The organism is Mesorhizobium silamurunense (assembly GCF_014843905.1).
In the GTDB taxonomy this organism is placed as follows: domain Bacteria; phylum Pseudomonadota; class Alphaproteobacteria; order Rhizobiales; family Rhizobiaceae; genus Mesorhizobium; species Mesorhizobium silamurunense.
In genome coordinates this window covers 100,946-121,494 of record NZ_LPVS01000069.1, presented here as the reverse complement: position 1 = coordinate 121,494, position 20,549 = coordinate 100,946, and the positions used below count along the sequence as shown (strand labels likewise).

The 20,549-nt window shown below is 63.7% G+C and carries 19 protein-coding genes and 1 pseudogene; 6 read left to right on the top strand and 14 right to left on the bottom strand.

Annotated features, from left to right (window positions below; translation table 11 throughout):
* Positions 1–56: 56 nt before the first annotated feature.
* Both AU465_RS18980 and AU465_RS18975 read right to left on the bottom strand, forming a co-directional pair.
* Positions 57–998: an ABC transporter substrate-binding protein gene (locus AU465_RS18980; RefSeq protein ID WP_192251102.1), complete on the bottom strand. Its 942-nt coding sequence runs from the start codon at positions 996–998 to the stop codon at positions 57–59.
* A gap of 113 nt (positions 999–1,111) precedes the next feature.
* On the bottom strand, positions 1,112–2,149 hold the full coding sequence (locus AU465_RS18975; RefSeq protein WP_192251099.1) for an alcohol dehydrogenase catalytic domain-containing protein: 1,038 nt from the start codon (positions 2,147–2,149) through the stop codon (positions 1,112–1,114).
* Between the two features lie 161 nt (positions 2,150–2,310).
* Here AU465_RS18975 and betI point away from each other — a divergent pair, with 161 nt between their 5' ends.
* Both betI and AU465_RS18965 read left to right on the top strand, forming a co-directional pair.
* On the top strand, positions 2,311–2,949 hold the full coding sequence (betI, locus tag AU465_RS18970; protein ID WP_192251096.1) for a transcriptional regulator BetI: 639 nt from the start codon (positions 2,311–2,313) through the stop codon (positions 2,947–2,949).
* Positions 2,950–3,054: 105 nt separating this feature from the next.
* Positions 3,055–4,104, top strand: a complete 1,050-nt coding sequence (locus tag AU465_RS18965) for a flavin reductase family protein (protein WP_192251093.1) — start codon at positions 3,055–3,057, stop codon at positions 4,102–4,104.
* Positions 4,105–4,107: 3 nt separating this feature from the next.
* Here the strand turns inward: AU465_RS18965 and AU465_RS18960 are convergent, their stop codons facing one another.
* On the bottom strand, positions 4,108–4,953 hold the full coding sequence (locus AU465_RS18960; protein ID WP_192251090.1) for a LysR family transcriptional regulator: 846 nt from the start codon (positions 4,951–4,953) through the stop codon (positions 4,108–4,110).
* A 167-nt stretch (positions 4,954–5,120) separates the two neighbouring features.
* Between AU465_RS18960 and AU465_RS18955 the strand changes: the two genes are divergently transcribed.
* The 3 genes from AU465_RS18955 to AU465_RS18945 are packed head-to-tail and all read left to right on the top strand — an operon-like array spanning position 5,121 to position 7,233.
* Entirely contained in the window at positions 5,121–6,206 is a 1,086-nt protein-coding gene (locus AU465_RS18955) for an amidohydrolase family protein (protein ID WP_192251087.1), read from the top strand.
* Positions 6,206–6,583, top strand: coding sequence for a Rieske (2Fe-2S) protein (locus AU465_RS18950; RefSeq protein ID WP_192251084.1), 378 nt, complete (start codon positions 6,206–6,208; stop codon positions 6,581–6,583). The genes AU465_RS18955 and AU465_RS18950 overlap by 1 nt, the downstream gene beginning before the upstream one ends.
* A gap of 26 nt (positions 6,584–6,609) precedes the next feature.
* Positions 6,610–7,233: an HD domain-containing protein gene (locus AU465_RS18945; RefSeq protein WP_192251081.1), complete on the top strand. Its 624-nt coding sequence runs from the start codon at positions 6,610–6,612 to the stop codon at positions 7,231–7,233.
* 51 nt (positions 7,234–7,284) lie between these two features.
* Here AU465_RS18945 and AU465_RS18940 read toward each other — a convergent pair whose 3' ends face one another.
* Genes AU465_RS18940 through AU465_RS18920 form a run of 5 tightly spaced genes read right to left on the bottom strand, consistent with a single transcriptional unit; the run spans position 7,285 to position 13,772 of the window.
* On the bottom strand, positions 7,285–8,112 hold the full coding sequence (locus tag AU465_RS18940; RefSeq protein ID WP_192251078.1) for an SDR family NAD(P)-dependent oxidoreductase: 828 nt from the start codon (positions 8,110–8,112) through the stop codon (positions 7,285–7,287).
* An 18-nt stretch (positions 8,113–8,130) separates the two neighbouring features.
* On the bottom strand, positions 8,131–8,901 hold the full coding sequence (locus AU465_RS18935) for a glucose 1-dehydrogenase (protein WP_192251075.1): 771 nt from the start codon (positions 8,899–8,901) through the stop codon (positions 8,131–8,133).
* Positions 8,902–8,908: 7 nt separating this feature from the next.
* Entirely contained in the window at positions 8,909–9,415 is a 507-nt protein-coding gene (locus AU465_RS18930) for an acetone carboxylase subunit gamma (RefSeq protein WP_192251072.1), read from the bottom strand.
* A 6-nt stretch (positions 9,416–9,421) separates the two neighbouring features.
* A complete protein-coding gene (locus tag AU465_RS18925) occupies positions 9,422–11,617 on the bottom strand; it encodes a hydantoinase B/oxoprolinase family protein (RefSeq protein WP_192251069.1) in 2,196 nt (731 codons plus the stop codon).
* A gap of 13 nt (positions 11,618–11,630) precedes the next feature.
* A complete protein-coding gene (locus AU465_RS18920; RefSeq protein WP_192251066.1) occupies positions 11,631–13,772 on the bottom strand; it encodes a hydantoinase/oxoprolinase family protein in 2,142 nt (713 codons plus the stop codon).
* A 109-nt stretch (positions 13,773–13,881) separates the two neighbouring features.
* Here AU465_RS18920 and AU465_RS18915 point away from each other — a divergent pair, with 109 nt between their 5' ends.
* On the top strand, positions 13,882–14,661 hold the full coding sequence (locus tag AU465_RS18915) for a helix-turn-helix domain-containing protein (protein ID WP_192251063.1): 780 nt from the start codon (positions 13,882–13,884) through the stop codon (positions 14,659–14,661).
* Between the two features lie 7 nt (positions 14,662–14,668).
* Here AU465_RS18915 and AU465_RS18910 read toward each other — a convergent pair whose 3' ends face one another.
* From AU465_RS18910 to AU465_RS18885, 6 genes and pseudogenes are all read right to left on the bottom strand, one after another.
* Positions 14,669–15,250, bottom strand: coding sequence for a DUF1349 domain-containing protein (locus tag AU465_RS18910; protein ID WP_192251060.1), 582 nt, complete (start codon positions 15,248–15,250; stop codon positions 14,669–14,671).
* A 12-nt stretch (positions 15,251–15,262) separates the two neighbouring features.
* Positions 15,263–16,702: an aldehyde dehydrogenase family protein gene (locus AU465_RS18905; protein ID WP_192251058.1), complete on the bottom strand. Its 1,440-nt coding sequence runs from the start codon at positions 16,700–16,702 to the stop codon at positions 15,263–15,265.
* 189 nt (positions 16,703–16,891) lie between these two features.
* A complete protein-coding gene (locus AU465_RS18900) occupies positions 16,892–17,377 on the bottom strand; it encodes a hypothetical protein (RefSeq protein WP_192251056.1) in 486 nt (161 codons plus the stop codon).
* Between the two features lie 126 nt (positions 17,378–17,503).
* A complete protein-coding gene (locus AU465_RS18895; protein ID WP_192251053.1) occupies positions 17,504–18,421 on the bottom strand; it encodes a sugar phosphate isomerase/epimerase family protein in 918 nt (305 codons plus the stop codon).
* Positions 18,422–18,526: 105 nt separating this feature from the next.
* The gene (locus AU465_RS18890) at positions 18,527–19,465 is read right to left on the bottom strand and encodes an ABC transporter substrate-binding protein (protein WP_192251049.1); all 939 of its coding nucleotides are present in this window, start codon (positions 19,463–19,465) and stop codon (positions 18,527–18,529) included.
* A gap of 83 nt (positions 19,466–19,548) precedes the next feature.
* Positions 19,549–20,546, bottom strand: a pseudogene (locus tag AU465_RS18885) (ABC transporter permease subunit).
* Positions 20,547–20,549: the final 3 nt, after the last annotated feature.

Below are 20,549 nucleotides of genomic sequence, written 5' to 3'. Positions count from 1 at the left end.
CGCTTCGCGGAAGCCGGGCTTCGATTGCTGTCAGCCCTTGCGAGGCACATGGCCGATTATCCCTTGGCGCCCTCGACCCAGGGCTTCCAGACCGCCTCGTTCTTGTCGACCCAGGCCTTGACCACCGCATCGAGGTCCTCGCCCTTCTTGTCGACAGCGAGCATCATCTTCTCCTGCTCGCTGGCGTCCATCTTGAAGGCCTTGAGGAAGGCATAGGCCGCCGGCCATTTCGCGCCGAAGCCCGACCAGACGATCTTGTCGACATCGGGCGGGGTGATGCAGTGCTCGTTGGTCTGCTCCTTGCAGGGCGGCATGGAGACCCAGCCGACGTCGTTTTCGGCGAGAGCATAGTGCGGGCCCCAGAACATCATGATCAGCGGCGTCTTGGCGGCCTCGGCGGATTCGAGCTCGGCCACCAGGGCGCCTTCCGAACCGGCGGGCACGGCTGTGTATTGCATGGAGTTGTCGGCGATGATGGTTGCCGCGCGCGAACCCCAGTCGGCGGGGTAGTCGAGGAAGCGCGCATTGGGCGCGGTCTCCGGCGTCGACAACGCCTGGATGCATTCCGGCTTGTTGAGCGCCGTCCAGTCGGGCAGGCCGGGGCAGACCTTTTCCATGTACTTCGGATAGATCCAGCCTTCACGCGTCTTCAGATCGAGCTTGCCGATGTCCTCGATCTGCTTGGCGGCAAGCGTCTTGGGATAGATGTCACCGACATTGTTCATCCACACTTCCACCGAGGCGCTGAGCGAGCCGTCGGCGAGACCGGAAAACTGCGGGAAGTTGCCGGCGGTCACATATTCGACCTTGTAGCCGAGCTTCTGCAGCAGCTGCCCAGCGATGTGCGTGGAGACGTGGGCGCCGGTCCATTCGAGCATGGCGAGCTTGATCGGCTCGTCCTTGGCGCCGAGGTCGGCGCTCAGGCCAGGCGTCGTGGCGGCAAGCACCAGCGCCAGGCCAATTCCGGCATTTCTCAGTCTGTCCGTTGAATTCGACATGATCGTTTCCCCTGTTTTGGATGTTATGGTTTGAGCTGAATTCCATCCTTGACGGCGAGGCTTCCGCAAACCTCTCCCTGCGCGCCACTCCCCAGGCCACAGGACACTGTCGATCACTCCGCGAAGCTTATGACGAACCTGCCTTTCGACTGGCCTCTTTCAAGCGCGGCGAGTGCATCCGAGACTTCGTCCAGCCCGATGGTCTCGACCGCGGTTTCGAGCGGCTGTTTGGCGTGCATGGCGACCAGCTCGCGCATCTCCTGCCTGGTGCCGACGCTGGTGCCGGTGATGACGACGCCGGTGGCCGTCAGCCATTCCTGGATAAGCGGCACGGGCTGGAACACCATGGCGGCGGCGATGATCCTGCCCCGAGGGCGGATGCCAGCGACCATGGCGTCCCAGGTCGCGGTGGTCGGCGCGAAGTTGACGCAGGCGTGATATTTTTCACCTTTGGCGGCAAGGCGTGACGGCAAACCGTCGTCGGCGATTTCGGTTTCCGCCGCACCATAGCGACGGGCGATCTTCAGCTTCACCAGGTCGCGATCGACCGCGAGCACCTTGACGCCAAGCCGGCTAGCGATCTGCACCGCATAGAGGCCGAGGCCGCCGCAGCCGAAAATGATGGCACTCTCCCCCGCCTTCAACCCGGCCCGCTTCACCGCGCCGTAAGCGGTGATGCCGGCGCACATCACCGGGGCGGTGGTCACCGGGTCGACGGTCTCGGGCAGCGCTACTGCGAACCTGGCATCGCAGACGACATATTCGGCAAAGGCGCCGGGGACGTTCAATCCGTGCGCGCGATGGTGCTGGCAAAACGACTCGTAACCATCCAGGCATTCGTCGCAATGGCAGCACGTATCGTGGATCCAGGGCACGCCGACGCGGTCGCCGATCGCCCAGCCGCTCGCCCCCTCGCCAATCGCCTCGACGCGGCCGATCCCCTCATGGCCCATGACAAAAGGCGAAGGCGCGTGCGGCGGAACGCTCTCGCCGCGCCAGATATGCACGTCGGTGTGACAGACGCCGCAGGCCTGCAACCGCACCAGGATCTGGCCGGGACCGGCGACGGGGCGAGGCACGCTGGCGACCTCAAGCGGCTCGCCATACTTCGCCAGGACCGCAGCGCGCATGGTGGAACTATTCAACGTCATCGACACTCCGTTTGACTGGGAGGCTCACGCGCATCGCCTCCGTCGACCGAAGGCGGTCGGGGCATCGCGTCCATCTTTCCGAGAGGTTAAGGCGGCAAAAACTTTTTGACAACAGAAAAATTTGTTAGAGCGTACAAAAATTTCGTCGAGTATACGAAACCATGGCGAACAGAGCAAAGAAACAAAGAACCCGCATCGAGGACATCAGGCGGATCGAGCTGATCGAGGCGGCGCACCGCATCTTCCTGCGCGACGGCCTGAAAGGCCTGACGACGACCCGCATCTGCCACGAGGCCGGCATGTCGCAAGGCATCCTGACCTACTATTTCAAGGACAAGGACCAGGTGCTGTTCGAGATGGTACGGTACGCCAACCGTGTTCTGATGGATGCGGTGGTGGTCAATCTGCGTCAGGCCGAAACCCGATGGGATCGCCTGACGGCGATTGTCGACGGCAATTTCCCGGCGGAGAAGTTCGAACGCAACACGGCCAACGCCTGGATTTCCTTCTATGCGGAAGCGGCGCACAATCCGCGCTATGCCCGGCTGCAGGAGCTGTTCTACAAGCGGCTGCGGTCGAACATTGGCTCGGCATTGTCGCCGCTGTGGTCGAAGCAGGAGATCGACCATTTCGTGCGCGGCTTTGCCGCCATGGTGGACGGCTTCTGGCTGCGCCGTGGTCATTCCGATGCCGACATCTCGCATCTTGAGGCGAGAACGCTTCTGATCGAATATTCCGAGAAGGTGCTCGGCACGGAGATGGTGTCGAAGCTGAAGGCGCTTCAGCTGCAGGCGGCCTGAAACACTTTCCACCGGCGCGCCTGAGCGCTTTTGGCGATTAACGAGACACGGAAACGAGATCGCGTGATCTGCTAGGACAGCTCGTCCTTCAGCAGGTCATGTCGCATGAACGCCAACGCTCCTCCCGTCAACACAGAACAGCGATCGCGCGCCGTGCATCCCTGCATCTGCACGGACCGCATACGGGAGACCGGCGACGTCGCCACCCTGATGTTCAGGAGGGTCGATGGCCGGAAGTTCGATTTCCTCGCCGGGCAGTTCGTCACCATCCGGTTCTCCTGGGGCGGCCAGACCTGCTCCCGGGTGTTCACCATCTCCTCGCCGCCAACCCGGCCGGATCGCATTACCTTGACGATCAAAGCGGCAGTCGACGGCAAGGCGACGCGTATCCTCCACGACCATTTCGGCGAAGGCACCATGGTCGAGATCGGCGACGCCGCCGGCGACTTCACATTGGAGGGCCGCGCCGTCGAGAAAGCACTTTTCCTGTGCGCCGGCAGCGGGATCACGCCGCTGATGTCCATGCTGCGTGCGCTGCACGATCAAGGCAGGGACCTCGATGTCACTTTCATTCAGTGCGCCCGCACACCGGACGATATTCTGTTCGGCAACGAGCTTCAGACCCTCAGCCGAAACATGCCGAGGCTGAAGGTCGAAACTGTGTGCAGTCGGGCATCCGGCTCCGACGACAATGGCAGGGCCGGCCGGCTCGACATCACCCGCCTTGCCAGTCTTGTTCCGGATGTGGGATCACGGACGGTCTTCTTGTGCGGGCCGTCGAGCTTCATGCAGGCGATGCGCGGCCACCTGATCGAACTCGGCGTTCCAACCGGGCTTATATTTTCGGAAGCCTTTGGCGGCGACCCGTCCACGAGAACCGTGCCGCCGGGCACGACGACCATCGTCGCCTTCGAGCGCTCCGGCGTCCGCCGCGAGGCCCGTGAGAGCGCCACCATCCTGGAAACGGCCGAGGCAGCCGGTGTCTATGTCGACACATCGTGCCGGATGGGCGTATGCGGCACCTGCAAGGTCAGGCTGCTGAATGGCGAGGTCGATTTGAACGACATGGGCGGGCTTTCGGACCTGGAGCGTCAGGATGGCCTCATCCTGGCCTGCTGCAGCACGCCGAGAGGCGACGTAACCGTTGATCTATAGGCTCTAGGCAGTCATCAATTTGAGCGCCTTCAGCAGGCGGACGTGAGTGTGAGAATGATGGTGCCTGACATGCACAGCCGAATAAATAGGATGTGAGATCTTCGGCGCATCAGTGACAAGCCGCGCCACGCCTTCCTGCTGTAATTTCGTCGCCACCGCCTCGGTGACAAAGGCAGTGCCGCCGCGACTGCGCAATAGATAGGCGACGGCGCCACCGTTCCCTGTCGAGACCGGGCTGGCTTCCAGCTCCGGCAGCATCTGCTTGTGGGCGCGATTGAAGTAAGCCGAATAGTTGGCGCGGATATAGTCCGCCGCGGTGACTTCGCCGAAGGCCAGGCCGCGCGTCGAAACCATGACGAAATTCTCCTCGGCGATCTGCTCGTAATGCATGTCCGGCAGGTGCTGCGGCGAATAAAGCACCGCCAGATCGAGGCTGCCGGTGGTGAGGTCGAGGATCATCTGGTTGGAGTAGTCAATCTCGACATAGATCGCCAATTTCGGCATCGTCGCCCGCACCCATTCCAGCCACCCTTCGAGCACACGCTCGTAAAGCTCGAATTGGATGCCGATGCGGATCAGGCGGTCGAACTTGCCGACCGACTGGATCTCGCGGCGGGCGTCCAGCCAGCGCAGCCTGACGGCGCGCGCGTGCTCCTCGAACCGCAGGCCGGCGACAGTCGGCTCGGTGCCGCTTTTGCCGCGGATGAAAAGCTGTTTTTCCAGCAGCGCCTCGAGCGTGCGGATGCGGCTGGAAACGGTCGACTGGGTGATGCCCAGCCGCTCGGCTGTCCTATTGAAGTTGCGGGTTTCAATCAGGTCCAGGAACGTATCCAAGAGTTCGATCTGCATGTCGGCCATCCGAAGGAATTCCCGCAACGGCTAGCGCTTTTTGGGCCGACCCGACAACGGGTAATCGGATTCCTCGATCAACGTCTCGTCACCGGTTGCGTTGCCGGACCCGTCGCCGAAGCGCACGTTTGCTTCATCCATCCCACCCCATGGCAGGCAAGACATCCATGTTCATCGTCGACACCGACGTCCACAATTACTGGTCCAGCGCCGAGGTGCTGCTTCCCTATCTCGAGCCCTACTGGCGCGATTTCCTGGTTCGTGGCGAGAAGCCCGGGCCGACGGGAAGCTTTCCGCATGGCCACCGTCCGTGGCTTCATCCGGAGGGGTTCTCGCGGCACGACATCCGGCCGGAGACCGAGGAAGACAACTACCTGATCATGAAGGAGAAGCACCTCGATCTCTATGACATCGATGTCGCGATCCTCACTGCCGACGAGCCGCTGGAGGCTTCGACGCTGGCCAATTACCACTATGCCGACGCGCTGGTGAAAGCCTATAACGATTACATGATCGACTGGTGGCTGCCGAAGGACAGCCGCTTCAAGGGATCGATCATCATTTCACCGACCGACCCGCATGGCGCCGCGGCGGAGATCCGTCGCCTCGGCGGTCACAAGGACATTGTCCAGGTTCTGGCCAGCCACGGCTCGCAGCGCCCCTATGGCGATCCCTTCTATCATCCGATCTACGAGGCCTGCGCAGAGGTCGGCCTGCCCTTCGCCATTCACTTCGGCGGCCAGGGCGGCGTCAACCACAACGCGGTCGCCAGCGGCCCGACCGCCTACTATTGGGAAACGCACGCCTTGCTCAGCCAGCCGGCGATGACCCATGTGGTCAGCATGATCTCCAACGGCGTGTTCGAGAAATATCCCGACCTCTATTTCGTCGTCATCGAATGCGGCGTGTCATGGGTGCCATCGCTGATGTGGCGGCTCGATGCCAACTTCAAGGCGCTGCGCAAGGAGACGCCGTGGCTGAAAATGCTGCCGTCGGAATATTGCCGCCGCAACATCCGCTTCAGCACTCAGCCGCTCGAACAGCCGCAGAACGTCAAGCACCTCTGGGAGACGCTGGAGCACATGGACGGGCAGAACACGCTGCTCTTCGCCTCCGATTATCCGCACTGGGATTTCGACGCGCCGACCAATCTGCACATCCCGCCGGCCTGGCGCGACAAGGTCATGGGTCTGAATGCGCTGGAGGTCTACAAGCGCATCGAGGCTCCGGCCGCCACCGCGAGGGTCGCCTGATGACCGCCGCAGCAACCGCCCCCGCGCTGACCTTCGCCTGCAAGACGACGGAAGTCGCGGTCGGCAAACCAAGGATCGTCACCATCGGCCGTATCAGCGTCGGCATCTTTCAGCTGGAGGACGGCTATGCCGCGCTGCTCAACATCTGCCCGCACCGGGCAGGCCAGCTCTGCGAGGGGCCGATCTCCGGCACCAACCGGCAAACGCACAAGACCGAGTTCGTCTACGAGCGTGCCGGCGAACTCATCCGCTGCGCCTGGCACGGATGGGAGTTCGATATCCGGTCCGGTAAATGCCTGGTCGATGACAAGCTGAAGGCTCGCACCTTTCCCGTGCATGTCGACGGGGACGACATTTATCTCGAAATGGCCCGCTGACCGCAACAGCATTTGGAGTTTCGACCATGGAAACCGTGAAGTTCACCCAGATGAAGGATGGCGACCGCGAGGACTATGCCTTCCTGACCGAACATGAAACCGAATACGCCGCCGGCACGGCCGACCGGCTCTTGGCGGCGATGGTCGAACTCGACAAATCCCTGTCAGGCTACAAGGTGACGCGGCTGGGCCATTCGCTTCAGGCCGCCACGCGCGCCTGGAATGCAGGCGCCGATACCGACTGGGTGGTATCGGCTCTGCTGCACGACATCGGCGACATTTATGCGCCATACAACCATGACGAATATGCGGCCGCCATCTTGCGTCCCTTCGTACGCGAGCAATGCGCCTGGGTGGTGGAGAAACACGGCGATTTCCAGCTGATCTACTATGGCGAGCATGTCGGCGCGAACCCGCACAAGCGGGACGCGTTCAGGGACAGCGCCTATTTCGACGACTGCGCCGAGTTCTGCGAGAAGTGGGACCAGTCGAGCTTCGATCCGGACTATACGACCCGGCCACTGGAATTCTTCGCGCCGATGGTGCGCGAAGTCTTCGCCCGCATGAGCTATGATCCCGCCGTGATCCGCGCGGGCCAGAGGGAGGCGCTGGCGAATGCCGCGCTCGCCGCGGCACGCTCGGCGATCTAGCGAGCGCTCTTCGGCTGGGCACATGGGGACACGACCCAGAGCGCGCGGACGCTACCACAAAGCGCCGCCGGTGATCTGTATGTTTTCCATGGTGATCCCCTTGGCGAGATCCGAGCACAGGAAGACCGCGAGCGCGGCGATCTCCTCCGGCTGCAGCATGCGCCCCTGGGGGTTGCCTTTCCTGAATTCGTCCATCGCGTCCTCGACGCTGCGGCCTTTGCCCTCGCGCTCGACGACCTGCGCGACGTTGCGGCGCATCAGCTCGGTCTCGACCCAGGTCGGGCTGATCATGACGCAGGTGACGCCATGCGCAGCACCTTCGAGCGCGACGCAGCGGGTCAGCCCGAGCAGGCCGGCCTTGGACGCGCAATAGGCGGGGTTGTCCTTCCAGCCGACGGAAGCGGCGGTTGAGCCTATGTTGACGATGCGACCCCAGCCGCGTTCGATCATGGCGGGCAGCACGGCGCGGGTGACGCGGAACGCGCCGGTGAGATTGGTGTCGACGATCTTGTCCCAGAGCTCATCGGAATGGCCGCAGACCGGTTGCTCGGCGGTGGTGCCGGCGGCATTGACGAGGATGTCGATCGGCCCGAGCGCCGCCTCTGCCTCGACAACGAAATGGTTGGTGAGAAAACTGTCGCGCACATCGAGATGGGCGGCATGCACCCTGGTGCCGTGGGTGGCAAGCGCCGACTTCACGCGCTCGATCTCCTCCGCGCCGGGATAATAGGCGGCGTCCGCCCTACCTGCCTGTGGCAGCGCCACATAGGAGCCGACGGCGACATTGGCGCCGGCCTTGGCAAGTGCGGTGGCGATGGCAAAGCCCATGCCGGAAAAGCCGCCGGTGACGATGGCGCTGCGGCCGGTGAGGTTGGTCATCGCAAGCGGTCTCCGTATTCACACTGCAAGATAGCCTCCGTCGACGACCATTTCGGAGCCGGTGACGAATTTGGATTCGTCGGACGCCAGGTAGAGGACCATGTAGGCGATGTCGTTGGGCTCGCCGAGGAAGCCGATCGGATGGCGCGACAGCGCCTTGGCCTTTTCCTGATCGAGCGTGCCGAGGTCGCGCAGATAGTTCTCGGTCTGCGGCGTCCAGATGTAGCCGGGATGGATGGAGTTGCAGCGGATGCCGTAGCGCCGCTCGGCACAGTGCACGGCGACGGCCTTGGTCAGGGTGCGCACACCGCCCTTGGAGGCGCAGTAGGCGGCAAGCTCTGCCTCGCCGATGATGCCGTCGATGGAGCACAGGTTGATGATCGATCCGCCGCCGGATTTCTTCATCAGCCTGATGCCCTCCTGGCAGCCGAGGAAGACGCCGTCGAGGTTGACCGCCATGGTGCGCCGCCATTCGGGTAAAGAAGTGTCCTCGATGTTCCTGGCGATGGCGATGCCGGCATTGTTGACCAGTACATCGAGCCGCCCGAAGCGCTGCTCCGTCGCCGCCATGACGGCCGGCCAGTCCTCGGGCTTCGACACATCGTGGCGAAGAGCCAGCGCCTCGCCGCCTGTCTTTACGATCTCGGCCGCCGTATTGCCGGCGAGACCTTGGTCGATGTCGCTCACGACCAGTTTTGCGCCTTCCAAAGCCAGAAGAAGCGACGACGCCCGCCCGAGGCCGAGACCGGCCCCGGTAACCAAAGCTACCTTGCCTGCGACGCGACCCATTCTGGCATCAGCCTCCCTTGTTAGCCGGCTCCAGCGGCTTGCCCAGCCAGTCGCGATAAAAACCTTCGAGATCCGGCTCGAAGTCGTGGACGATCGGATACCCCGGGGCGGCCGCCTCGACCTCGTGCAAGGTGCCGCATTGCGGGCAGATGAACTCGCGGATTTCCATCCACTCCGGATCCGGCAGGTCGCTGTTGGGATAGATCTCGCGCAGGGATTCCTCTGTGTCGCGCACGATGATCGACGCCTTCAGCTTCCAGTTCTTGCGGTAGTCGCCGAAGGAATGGCCGCATTCGCATCTCGTCACCCGCTCGTCGCCGCTCTGGCAGATGAAGAGGTGGTCCCCTACGGGGAGCAGGATCGGATCGCTCCAGCCGACGCGGTCCTGCAGCACCGACACATATTTGAAGAAACGGTCGTCGTCCTTGTAGGCGCTCATGATGCGGCGCGTCTGCGGCCAGGGCAGCGTGCCGGCAACCAGATCGGCGATGACTTCCTTGCTGTATGAGGTCATGGTCCCTTACTCCGCGCCGAAGGCCGATTTGGCGTCGACATCCCAGAAGGTTGAAAAGTCTTTTGCGAAGCGCGGCGAAAGCTTGATGGCGCTGGCGTACATCTTCTTCACCTCCGGCGCGAAATCGGCCGCCTTCACGCGCTCGCGCTCCTTGGCCATCCACTCCGAAACCGGCCTGGCGCGCGCCAGGCGCCTGGCCCGCATCTCGGCGCGATGGCGTTTGGTGGCCTCCAGATTGGCGACGGGGAAGCCGTCCTCGTCCTCGTCGAGCACGATGCCGAAGATGCCTTCCGCCGCTTCCCTGGTGAGGAAGCCGTTCTCGACATCCCAGGAGGTCTTGACCGGATCGCGCTCCAGCACGTCGCCATAACCGCCGCCGCCATTGTAGGAGTGGGTGAAGACATCGCCCGTCTTGTGCGGCGCGGTGATGTAGGGCCCCTCCATTGTCACATGCTCGCCTTCCAGCCGGATTTCCAGTTCCGAACGGTAGGGGTTAGTTCCGGTGTGGTGCGCCAGCGGCGCCCCCTTCTCCGCCAGCTCGAAGATGTTTGAGTCGCGCACCGCGCGATGCTTCTGGCAGGTCGGCGCCGGATAGCCGCCGCACAGGCCGCCATTGTCGAAGACGCGCGAGGAATGCTCGGACGTCACCAGCCTCAGATGATCGGTCTTTGAGACCAGCCAGGTCGACAGGAACGAGCAGCCGCCGCGATATTTGCCGGCGCCGCCGGAATTGGGAACGATGGAGCGGCCGATATAGAGCATCGGCATGTTCTGTTCCCAGATCTCGATATTGCCCATGTCGGATTCCGGGTTCCAGCCGACATAGGCGGTGTCGAGCCCATCCTTGATGGCCAGCGCGCCCGAGCCGGCGGCGGCGCATTCGAAATGCGCCATGCCGAAGGCCGTGCCGTACTGGCTGGTACCGCCCATCTCGATCATCGGGCTGTTGACCTGGCCGACAAAGGCCTCCTCGACGAAGCCGCGGGCGATGAAGGAGCGCGACAAGAGCCGCTGGAAGACGCCATAGGCGGGCAGCAGCAGCGCCCAGGAGGTGGCCGTCGCCACCATCTCGTTGTCGGGATTGGTCCAGGTACCATGCGGCAGCTTCAGCTCGGTCGCCATCCAGGCGCCGTCATTGACCAGGCCCTCGAAATTCATGTGCTGGGTCAGCGTCACGAACATGCCGCCGTCCATGCCGGCCGGGGTGCAATTCATCGAATGGTAGCCCCAGGGCTGCGTACCCTCGAAGTCCATCTTGATCTTGCCGTCGGTGGCGATCTCCATCTCGATCGGAATGTTGTAGAGCCAGTCCGGATCGCCGAGCGGCTGGTAGCCTGGCTTGCCCTTGGTGACGTGGCCATAAAAAGTGTGGCCGCGATAGATGCCGGGTACGGCGAGCTGGCGCGTGCGGGCAAGCTGGGCGCGGCGGCCCTCCTCGATGAACTCCTTCGACACCTGCATCCAGTAGTCGAAGCCGATCTCGTCGATCAGCGCCTTGACGCTTTCCCGCATGTCGATGCAGGAGGCGACCTTGGCCTTCTCGTCCAGCACCCAGTAGATCGGCATGCGGAGATTGCGCTCGCAGCGGATGACGTAGTCGCGCCTGAGCTCGTCATTCTCGCCGACCTTTTCGGCGCAGACGAACAGGCCCTCGGTGAAGCGCTCCTGCGCCAGCGCGACATCGCCGCCTGGCGTGATGCCTCCGGCTTCCAATTCATGGCAGACCGCGCCGGCCCAGCCGACGAGCTCGCCCGAATGGAAGATCGGCACGACGTCCATCACGTCGGGCACCTGAACGGTGCCGATGAAGGCGTCGTTGTTGGCGAAGATGTCGCCGTCGCGGATCTGCGGGTTCTCCTCGTAGCCGTTGCGGATCATCCATTTGATGAACCGGCTCATCGTGTGCACATGCACCATGATGCCGTTGGAGAGCGCGATGGCGTCGCCTTCCGGCGTGTAGATGGCGACGACCATCTCGCCGACCTCGCGCACGCCGGGCGAAGCCGAGATGCGGCGGGCCATCTCGCGGGCCGAGACGCAATAGGCGCGCAGCTTGGTGTGCAGCGTCTCGAACTTCAGCGGGTCCTGGTTGCGCAACTTGAGCTCGGTGATGCCGTCATAGCAGCCGGTCTCGTCCATCAGTCTTTCGGATTCGATCAGCCGCTCGCGAATGCGGAGCGCGGAGGCGGGTTTGTCCAGCATGGCGTTCGCCCTCTCAAGCATGGGAGTAGTGGAGCAGCGTCCATTCGTCGACGAAGACGCGGTCGTGCGGATGGACGACGAGCGTCGTCGCCGGATGTTCGATGATGGCCGGGCCGATCACTTCATGGCCTGGCTGCAGAAGGTCCATCTCGTAGAGATTGGCCTTGTGCCAGCGGCCGCCGATATAGGCCTCGCGCACGCCCTTGTGAGCCGGCGTTGGATCGGGCTTGCCGAGCGGCCGCTTGACCAGCATGGGCTTCACCTTGTCGGCGGTGGCGATCAGCCCGAGCTCGGTGATCGAGAAGCCGGCCTCGCCATAGCGCGAGACGCGGTGGTTGACCTTGGCGTAGACCGCCTCGAACTCGGCGATGACCTTGCGCATGTCATCGGCGGAGTGAACCACCGACAGCGGCGCCATCACCTCGACGTCCTCGAGCTGGCCGGTGTAACGCATCATCAGGAACGGCACGGTCTTGACCTTGGAGAGCGCGTGGCCGTCGGCGACCATCTCGTCGACCGCTGCCCTGGTCAGATCGTTCCAGACCGCGGTGACCTTCGCGCCGAACGGGTGCAGCTCGTCATCGCTTGCCCGCGCGCCGATATCGATCTGCGTCGACACCGAATGCCGGCGCATGAAATCGGCGGTGGTGCAGCCAAAGGCCGAGAAGGCGGCGGCGAACTGGAAGGTGATGATGTCCTTGAAGCCGATGCCGCGCGAACAGCCGGCGAGATGCAGCGGCCCCGAGCCGCCATAGGACAGCAGCGTGAATTCCGACGGATGAATGCCCTGGCCGGAGATGACGCGGCGCAGCGCGTTGTTGGCGTCGGCTTCCAGCATGTCGATCATGCCTTCCGCGGCCTCCTCGACGCCGACGCCGAGCACGCGGGCGCATTTCTCCTCGAAGGCTTTCCTCGCCTTCTCGACCTGCAGCACGACCTTGCCACCGAGGAAGTAGTGGGGATTCAGCCGGCCGAGGATGGCGTCGCAGTCGGCGATGGTCGGTTCGGTGCCGCCCTTGGCGAAGCAGATCGGGCCGGGATCGGAGCCTGCGCTTTCCGGTCCGAGCGAGACCTTTTTCGTCAGCGGATCGACCTTCAGGATCATGCCGGCGCCGGCGCCGATCGTGTCGAGATGCAGCGTCGGCACGTTGAGCTTGAAGCGGTCCATCAGCGGTTCGTTCTCGATCCGCGTTTGGCCGCGCGTGATGACGCCCATGTCGAAGGACGTGCCGCCCATGTCCGAGCAGATCAGCGAGTCGTTGCCGATCAGCTTGCCGACATAGGCCGCACCCAGGATGCCGCCGATCGGGCCGGAGATCATCGTCTCGTGCAGTCGCGGATGGTCGATCGAGGTCAGGCCGCCGAATGAGAGCAGCGTCTGGACGCCATATTTGAAGCCGTATTTCTTCGAGACGTCCTCGATGCCCTTCAACTGCCTGCGGCCGCGCGAGGTAGCGTAAGCTTCGATCAGCACCGAATTCAGCCGCGACTGCTCGCGGATGACCGGGCGCACCTCGTGGCTGGTGTAGACGAGGATGTCAGCGCCGGCGGCGGCGATCTCCTCGCGGCAGATCTCGGCGATGCGCTTCTCGTGCGCCGGATTGACGTGCGAGAAGACGGTCATGATGCAGATCGCCTCGACCTTGTCGGCGATCAGCTTTTTCGCCGCGGCATGCACCTCGTGCTCGTAGAGCGGCAGGATGACGTCGCCGAACTGGTCGATGCGCTCGGTGACGCCGTGGGTGCGGCGGCGCGGCACCAGCGGGTCGGGATGATGGTGGGTGACCGCGTGCAGCCGGTCGGCGTAGGAATAATCCGCCCAGGCCTGCAGGCCGCGGCCCATCAGGATCATGTCCTCCAGGCCCTTGGTGGTGATCAGCCCGAGCTTGCGGCCGGTGCGCGACAACAGCGTGTTAAGCATGCCGGTGCCGGAATAGAGCACCACGTTTACGCCCGAGAACAGGTCCTGCAGCGAGATGCCCCAGGCGTCCGCCGCGTCCTCGGCCGAGGCGAGGAAGCCCTCGGCCTCGTTCTTCGGCGTCGTCGCCGACTTGCCGATCTTGAAGTGGCCCTCCTGATCGACAAGAATCGTGTCGGTCATGGTGCCGCCGGCGTCGATGCCGATGACGATTGGGTTGGTGGTGATCTGGTCCACGGTCGCTTTCCCTTGCCGAGAATGACCACAGGCTAGATTCGCGCGGCCTGATCGCGCCATATGCCTAAAGACACAATGACGGGCAGGCCGGGTTCGCCGAAAAAAGGGCATGCGCATGGGCAATATCTGGGCGCCGCTGGCAAAGGCGATCGCGGCCACCGGCACGGACCGGCATGTCGATTGCCTGATCGACCTGATCGGTGCCGACATCGCGCATGACCTGGTGACCGTGACGCGCTATTCGGCCACCAAGACGCCTGAATTCGTCAAGCACCGGCGCTTCTCCGACGAGATGGTGCGGCGCTACCTCGACAACTACTACGTCTTCGATCCCTTCTATGCCTCGTGGCGGCGCGAGCGCCGGCTCGGCATCATGCCGCTCAAGGGACTTGCCGACGAGGAGGCCAAGCGCGGCCAGTACATAGCCGGCTTCCTGGCGCAGTCGGAGATCTGCGACGAGGTCGGCATCATGCTTGCCGATGGCGGCGACTGGTGTCTCGGCATCTTCCTCGATCGCTCCACCGTGTCGTTCAAGGACAGCGAGATCGCGCTGCTGACCGACCGGCTGCCGGTGTTCGAGGCGCTGCATGCGCTGGACATCAAGGCCCGCGGCAGCGATTTTTCGCGCACCTCGGCGCCGAGCGGCCCCGGCGCCTCGCCGCAGCAGAAGCCGAGCATCCCTGTGAGCCTTTGGCCGGAGCTTTCATCGCGCGAGCGCGAGCTGGTGCAGCTTATCCTCGCCGGACACCCGACCGCCAATATCGCCGGGCGGCTCGGCATCACCGTCGGCACGGTGAAGAACCACCGCCGCCGCATCTATGAGAAGCTCGACATCACCACCGAGCGCGAGCTGTTCCTGCAATTCTTCCAGCACCGGGTGGACGGATAGCGCCGCGTCAGTCGTGCAGGTCCCTCGCGATCGGCGGACCGACCACAAAGTCGGAGAAAGTGACCTCCAAGCCTTCGCGCTGCGGCGAGCAGCACATCATGCCGACATCGACGGTCCTGGAGGTCGGGAACCAGGCCAGCCGCACCGGTTTCCAACGGCCGTCCGCGACATCCCGATACTGGATGCGGATCGCCTCGGCGTGGCGGGTGAGACGGATCCGGACGCCGTTCGGATCCGCGGGAATGGCGACCAGCGACCAGTCGGACCTGTCGTTGGTGACGACGACGGAGAAATAGGCCAGTCCATCGGTGTACTCGATGCCGGCCTTGATCCAGTGTGTTTCGCTCAGGCGCAGCATCAGCCCGGCCTGATCGTAGAGCGCCTTGTATTCGCCCTTGATCGTAACCTCGACGCTGAAGTCGCCCGCGACCGGACGGTAGAGGAAGTGGCCGTTATCTCGCCGGAAGCCGTAGAAGGTCTCACGCCAGAAATCGGTCTCCTTGCCGGTGCGGACATGGAGCGTCCCGTCACCGAACACATGGTGCGGCGGCGGGTTGAGCCAGGTCATTGCGGCAAGGTCGGACGTCATCGACCCTGCCCGTCAGCCGGCAAACGTATAGGCCGTCTTCACGGTGGTATAGAACTCCATGGCGTAACGGCCTTGCTCGCGCGGGCCATAGCTCGAGCCCTTGCGGCCGCCGAACGGAACATGGAAGTCGACGCCCGCCGTGGGCAGGTTGACCATCACCATGCCGGCTTCGGAATTGCGCTTGAAATGCGTCGCGTGCTTCAGGCTCGTCGTGCAGATGCCGGACGTCAGGCCGAACGGCGTGTCGTTGGCCACAGTCAGCGCCTCGTCATAATCCTTGACGCGGATAACGTTGGCGACCGGACCGAAGATTTCCTCGCGCGAGATGCGCATGGCATTGGTGGCGCCGGTAAACAGCGCCGGCCTGAGATAAAAGCCGGGCGTCTCGCGTTCCAGCCGTTCGCCGCCGAAGGCGAGCTCGGCTCCTTCCTGGCGGCCGATGGCGATGTAGTCCTCGTCCTGCTTCAGCTGGGTCTGATCGACGACCGGGCCGATCTGCGTCTTGGCATCCAGCGCGTCGCCGATGACCAGCTTGTCCAGGCGCTCCTTCACCGCTTCGACGAAACGGTCGTGGATGCCTTCGGTGACGATCAGGCGCGAGGACGCGGTGCAGCGCTGGCCGGTCGAGAAATAGGCGCCATTGACGGTGCAGTCGACGGCGACGGCCAGGTCGGCGTCGTCTAGCACGACGAGCGGGTTCTTGCCGCCCATCTCGAGTTGGAACTTGCGCATATGCTCCACACTTGCCTCGGCGACGCGTTTTCCCGTGCCGACCGAGCCGGTGAAGGAGATGGCGTTGACGTCCGGGCTGTCGAGCATGGCCTGGCCGACCACCGAGCCCTTGCCCATGACGAGGTTGAGCACACCCTTGGGCAGGCCGGCGCGATGCAGGATATCGACGATGGTCCAGGCGCTTTCGGGAACCAGTTCCGCCGGCTTGAAGACGATCGTGTTGCCGTAGGCGAGCGCAGGCGCAATCTTCCAGGCGGGAATCGCGATCGGGAAATTCCACGGCGTGATGATGCCGACGATGCCGACCCCATCGCGCGTCATCTCGACGCCGACGCCCGGCCTGACGCTCGGCACCAGTTCGCCCGTCAGGCGCAGCGTCTCGCCGGCGAAGAAATCGAAGATCTGCGCCGCGCGGATGGTCTCGCCGACGCCTTCGGCCAGCGTCTTGCCTTCCTCGCGGGCGAGAGACCGGCCGATCTCGTCCTTGCGCGCCATGATCTCGTCGGAGGTCTTCTTCAGCACGGCGTGGCGCGCCAGCGGCCCGGAGCGCGACCAAGCCGGGAAGGCCGCCTTGGCGGCCGCAATGGCTTGTTTTGCTTCCTCCGGCCCGGCCGAGGCGTATTCGCCAACGACGTCATCGGTGTTCGACGGGTTGATGTTGCGCGAGCCGGCCTCGCCCAGCCACTCGCCATCGATCAGGTTCTTGCGGAGCACGGTCATCTTCATTCCTTCGAGATTGGCTTATTTCTTCGAGATTGGCTGGGGCGGCAAAGCGCCGGTCATTTGTCAGACAAATGATATACGCATTGTCCGGCAAAAGGTCTACCCGAGACCCTTGGATAAACCTAGGCGCGCGGCGGCGGAAGTCCATCGAGCCGTCCGCGACCACCTGTCACGATGTGGTGGCTCTCAGACGGAGAACGACCAGAACAAGCAGGCGAGCGTTACCGCGGCGAAGACGACGAAGAACAGGCTTCTGAGCAGGATGTTGCGGCGAAGCTCGTTCATGGTGAGATGCGCCGCCACGATCGCCGCGACGAAGACGAAGCGCCAGTTGAGAAGCGCCCATATCACGTCGTGCTGACCGAAGGCCCATCGGGCGAGAAGTGCACCGACAATGGTCGCGAACAGCACGATCGTCGCCCAGAAGATCGCGTCGGCGGCATGCGTCAGCACCACGCCGGCGGCGCGGATGGGCAGGATCATCATCAGCAGCGCGCTGAAGAAATAGATTGCGGCGATGGCGAGGAAGGACCCCGCGTCGGCGACGCCGTCGAGACGCTTCACGCCGAAGGCGCCTTGGGGATAGCCGTGCCTGGCGACCGCGAGCGAGAGCGCCATCAGCAAGGCGCTCAGGACCGTGACCAATGCGAATGTGCCGAGGGCCTTGCTCATGCCGTTTCCTGTCAAGACGAATCAACGAGGGCCTACTAGAGCAATTCCAGGAACAGTGTGTAACGGTTTTCCATCCGGAATTGGGCGGAAGCAACCGGTTACAACATGGTCACGAAAAGCCGCCATTCACCTCTCGACATTCTCGAAGGCCTCAGGCTTCTGCGAAGCCGCAACGAGCTCGCCCTTACGCCGGGCCGTCTCCAAGCCGACTTCAATGAAGCGTCTGGCATGGCGGGCAAGCTCCATGTTGTCGGTCCACAGATTGCGCCAGATCGCCGTCTTCTTCGACAGGTTCTCGTCGACGATCTCGGAGGAGAAGGATTCGAAGCTGAGTTCGTCGCTGTAGCCGATGGCCGTCAGCGCATCGAAGATCGCGGCGAAGTCGATGCTGCCGGTGCCGAGGAAGCCGCGATGGCTTTCGCCGATATGGACATAGCCGATCTTGTTCGCGGCATGGCGAATGGCCAACCCGACATCGGCCTCCTCGATGTTCATGTGGAAGGTGTCGAGATGCAGGAAGATGTTGTCGGAGCCGGTATCGTCGATGAAGGCAAGCCCCTGCGAGGCGGTGTTGAGCAGGTTGCTCTCGAAGCGGTTGACGATTTCGAGGTTGAGCGTGACGCCGGCAGCCTTGGCGGTTTCCGCGACGCTCGCGAGCGTCGCGGCGCTGCGGTTCCACTGGTCGCGCGTCGGCGGCTCGGTCTGCAATCCGTGGCTGGTCGAGAGGATGCCGCCGACTTTGCGGCCGCCGAGATCGCGGGTGAGCGCTATGGTGCGGTTCAGGATGTCGACGCCGTGCGCGGCGACCGCCTTGTCGGCGCTGGAAATGTCGCCCTCGGCCGGCAGGCCGATGCTGATCGCGACGCCGAGGCCGAGATCGGCGATGCTTTTGGCCAGGCTGCCGATATCGACATTGGCCGGGTCGAGATAGGAGAACTCGATCAGGTCGAAGCCGGCCTCTTTTGTGTTGGCCAGCGTACGCTCGAGGTCTTTCTGCGCCGAGCTCGCCGACCAGACGAAAGAGTGGATACCAATGCGCGACATGTTCGTCTCCGTCTGCTGCGAAGGATCAGACCCGAGAACCGGTCCTGGTCCGACGACTGGATAAGGGTGCGGCCGGCGCCGCCGGCCGCACTGCGCTAGAGAGGATCAGCGGGCCGCGGTCCAGCCCTTATAGTCCTTGAGGTTCTCGGCGGTGATCAGCTTCGGATCGAGCAGGACGACCGGCTCGGCCGGCTTCTTGCCGGCAAGCACGTCGGCCGCCATCTGCAGCGACTGGCCGGCCATCACATAGGGATCCTGCGAGGCCGAGGCCTTGATCATCGAGGTGCCGGAGGCGAATTCCTTCTCGATATCGGGAGCGCCGTCGACCGCGGTGAAGATGAATTCCGAGCGGCTGAGCTGCTTGGCCGCGAGCTGCGCGCCGATCGCCGTCGGGTCGTTGATGGCAAACACCGCGTCGATCTTGTCGAAGCGGGTGAGCAGCGACTGGAACACCTTCAGGCCGCCGTCGCGCGAGCCTTCGGCGTTCTGGTCGTCGGACAGGACCTTGATGTCCGGATGCTGCGCGAGAACGTTCTTGCACCCCTTGACGCGCTCCAGGATCGACGACGATGCCGGGCCGTTGAGGATGACGTAGTCGCCCTTGCCGCCGGTGTGGTCGACCAGGTACTGGCAGGCCTCCTCGCCGGCCTTGACGTTGTTGGTCATCACGGTGACGTCGGCGCCCGGCGCCGAAACGTCGAAGGCAGCGACCACGATGCCCGCCGCCTGCGCCTTCTTGACGGCAGGCGCGATCGCCTTGGCGTCGACGGCGTTGAGCATGATCACGTCGACGCCGGCGGCGATGAAGGAGTCGATCTGCGAGACCTGCTTGTTGAGATCGTAGTCCGCCGATACCGACGTCACCTCGACCTTGGGATTGATCTTCTTGGCCGCATCCTCGATGCCCTTGATGGTGGCGACGAAGAAGGGGTTGCCGAGCAGGCCGACCGAGATGCCGACCTTGTTCAGGTCCTTGGCCGATGCCGGCGCGACGGCGAGAGCCGCGAGGGCTGCGCCGCAGAGCAGTTTGGCGATGGTCTTCATTTACTTGCTTCCTCCGATTGCCCCGCGCCTCTCACGGTGCGTTAAACACAGTCCGGCCCGTCCGGGCCGGCGACCAAGGTCAATCACGTTCTTGCTCCGGCCTGGAGCCGGTAACGGTCGAGGGCGACCGCCACGATGATGACCAATCCCTTGATGATGTACTGCCAGATGTCCGAAACACCGGCCAAAATGAGCCCGTTGGAGAGCACGGCGATGATCAGGCCGCCGATCAGCGTGCCCCAGATCGAGCCGACGCCGCCGACGAAGCTGGTGCCGCCGAGAATGACGGCGGCGATGGCATCGAGCTCGTAGGACTGACCGAGCTGCAGGCCGTTGGCGGCGTAGAGCCTCGCTGCCGACATGACGCCACCGAGGCCGGCGAGCAGACCGGAGACGCCATAGACGAAGAGCAGCACCAGCGGCACCTTGATCCCGGTGAGGCGTGCCGCCTCGGCATTGCCGCCCACGGCATAGATCCAGGTGCCGAGCACCGTGCGCTTCAAGACCAGCCAGGACAGCACCACCACCGTCAGCGCGATGATGACCAGCCACGGAATGCCGAACAGCGAGCCATTGCCGATGAAGTCGAACGGCAGGTCGGAATTGAACACCGTCGTGTCCTCGCCGAGCAGGCGGGCGACGCCGCGCACCGCAGTAAGCGAGCCCAGGGTGACGATGAAGGGCGGCAGCCTGATATAGGCGACGAGCAGCCCGTTGACGACGCCGAAGCCGAGGCCGATCAAGATGGCGGCGGGAATGCCGAGCATGCCCAGTCCGGCACCAGCGACACCAGCACCGCCACCATCGCCGACGCAGCGAGGACCGAGCCGACGGAGAGATCGATGCCGCCGGTGAGGATGACGAAGGTCATGCCGGCGGCGAGCACGATGTTGATCGACGATTGCTGGGTAACGATGAGCAGGTTGGTGCCAGTGAGGAAGCGCGGGTTGATGAACTGGAAGCCGGCCGCAAGCAGCACCAAGACAGGCAGCATGCCGAGCGCGGCGAAGGCCGTGCGCAGCCGCCGGCTCCTGACCGCCGCCTGATCCGCTGTCTTCGTCACGGTTGTGCTGCCGGTCATCTT

What these genes read in the sequence shown, in the direction of transcription:
- AU465_RS18900 (WP_192251056.1), bottom strand. Translation starts at nt 17,377, where the DNA reads ATGAGCAAGGCCCTCGGCACATTCGCATTGGTCACGGTCCTGAGCGCC.
- AU465_RS18950 (WP_192251084.1), top strand. Translation starts at nt 6,206, where the DNA reads ATGACCGCCGCAGCAACCGCCCCCGCGCTGACCTTCGCCTGCAAGACG.
- AU465_RS18890 (WP_192251049.1), bottom strand. Translation starts at nt 19,465, where the DNA reads ATGAAGACCATCGCCAAACTGCTCTGCGGCGCAGCCCTCGCGGCTCTC.
- AU465_RS18925 (WP_192251069.1), bottom strand. Translation starts at nt 11,617, where the DNA reads ATGCTGGACAAACCCGCCTCCGCGCTCCGCATTCGCGAGCGGCTGATC.
- AU465_RS18980 (WP_192251102.1), bottom strand. Translation starts at nt 998, where the DNA reads ATGTCGAATTCAACGGACAGACTGAGAAATGCCGGAATTGGCCTGGCG.
- AU465_RS18910 (WP_192251060.1), bottom strand. Translation starts at nt 15,250, where the DNA reads ATGACGTCCGACCTTGCCGCAATGACCTGGCTCAACCCGCCGCCGCAC.
- betI (WP_192251096.1), top strand. Translation starts at nt 2,311, where the DNA reads ATGGCGAACAGAGCAAAGAAACAAAGAACCCGCATCGAGGACATCAGG.
- AU465_RS18930 (WP_192251072.1), bottom strand. Translation starts at nt 9,415, where the DNA reads ATGACCTCATACAGCAAGGAAGTCATCGCCGATCTGGTTGCCGGCACG.
- AU465_RS18945 (WP_192251081.1), top strand. Translation starts at nt 6,610, where the DNA reads ATGGAAACCGTGAAGTTCACCCAGATGAAGGATGGCGACCGCGAGGAC.
- AU465_RS18915 (WP_192251063.1), top strand. Translation starts at nt 13,882, where the DNA reads ATGCGCATGGGCAATATCTGGGCGCCGCTGGCAAAGGCGATCGCGGCC.
- AU465_RS18935 (WP_192251075.1), bottom strand. Translation starts at nt 8,901, where the DNA reads ATGGGTCGCGTCGCAGGCAAGGTAGCTTTGGTTACCGGGGCCGGTCTC.
- AU465_RS18960 (WP_192251090.1), bottom strand. Translation starts at nt 4,953, where the DNA reads ATGCAGATCGAACTCTTGGATACGTTCCTGGACCTGATTGAAACCCGC.
- AU465_RS18955 (WP_192251087.1), top strand. Translation starts at nt 5,121, where the DNA reads ATGTTCATCGTCGACACCGACGTCCACAATTACTGGTCCAGCGCCGAG.
- AU465_RS18895 (WP_192251053.1), bottom strand. Translation starts at nt 18,421, where the DNA reads ATGTCGCGCATTGGTATCCACTCTTTCGTCTGGTCGGCGAGCTCGGCG.
- AU465_RS18965 (WP_192251093.1), top strand. Translation starts at nt 3,055, where the DNA reads ATGAACGCCAACGCTCCTCCCGTCAACACAGAACAGCGATCGCGCGCC.
- AU465_RS18905 (WP_192251058.1), bottom strand. Translation starts at nt 16,702, where the DNA reads ATGACCGTGCTCCGCAAGAACCTGATCGATGGCGAGTGGCTGGGCGAG.
- AU465_RS18940 (WP_192251078.1), bottom strand. Translation starts at nt 8,112, where the DNA reads ATGACCAACCTCACCGGCCGCAGCGCCATCGTCACCGGCGGCTTTTCC.
- AU465_RS18975 (WP_192251099.1), bottom strand. Translation starts at nt 2,149, where the DNA reads ATGACGTTGAATAGTTCCACCATGCGCGCTGCGGTCCTGGCGAAGTAT.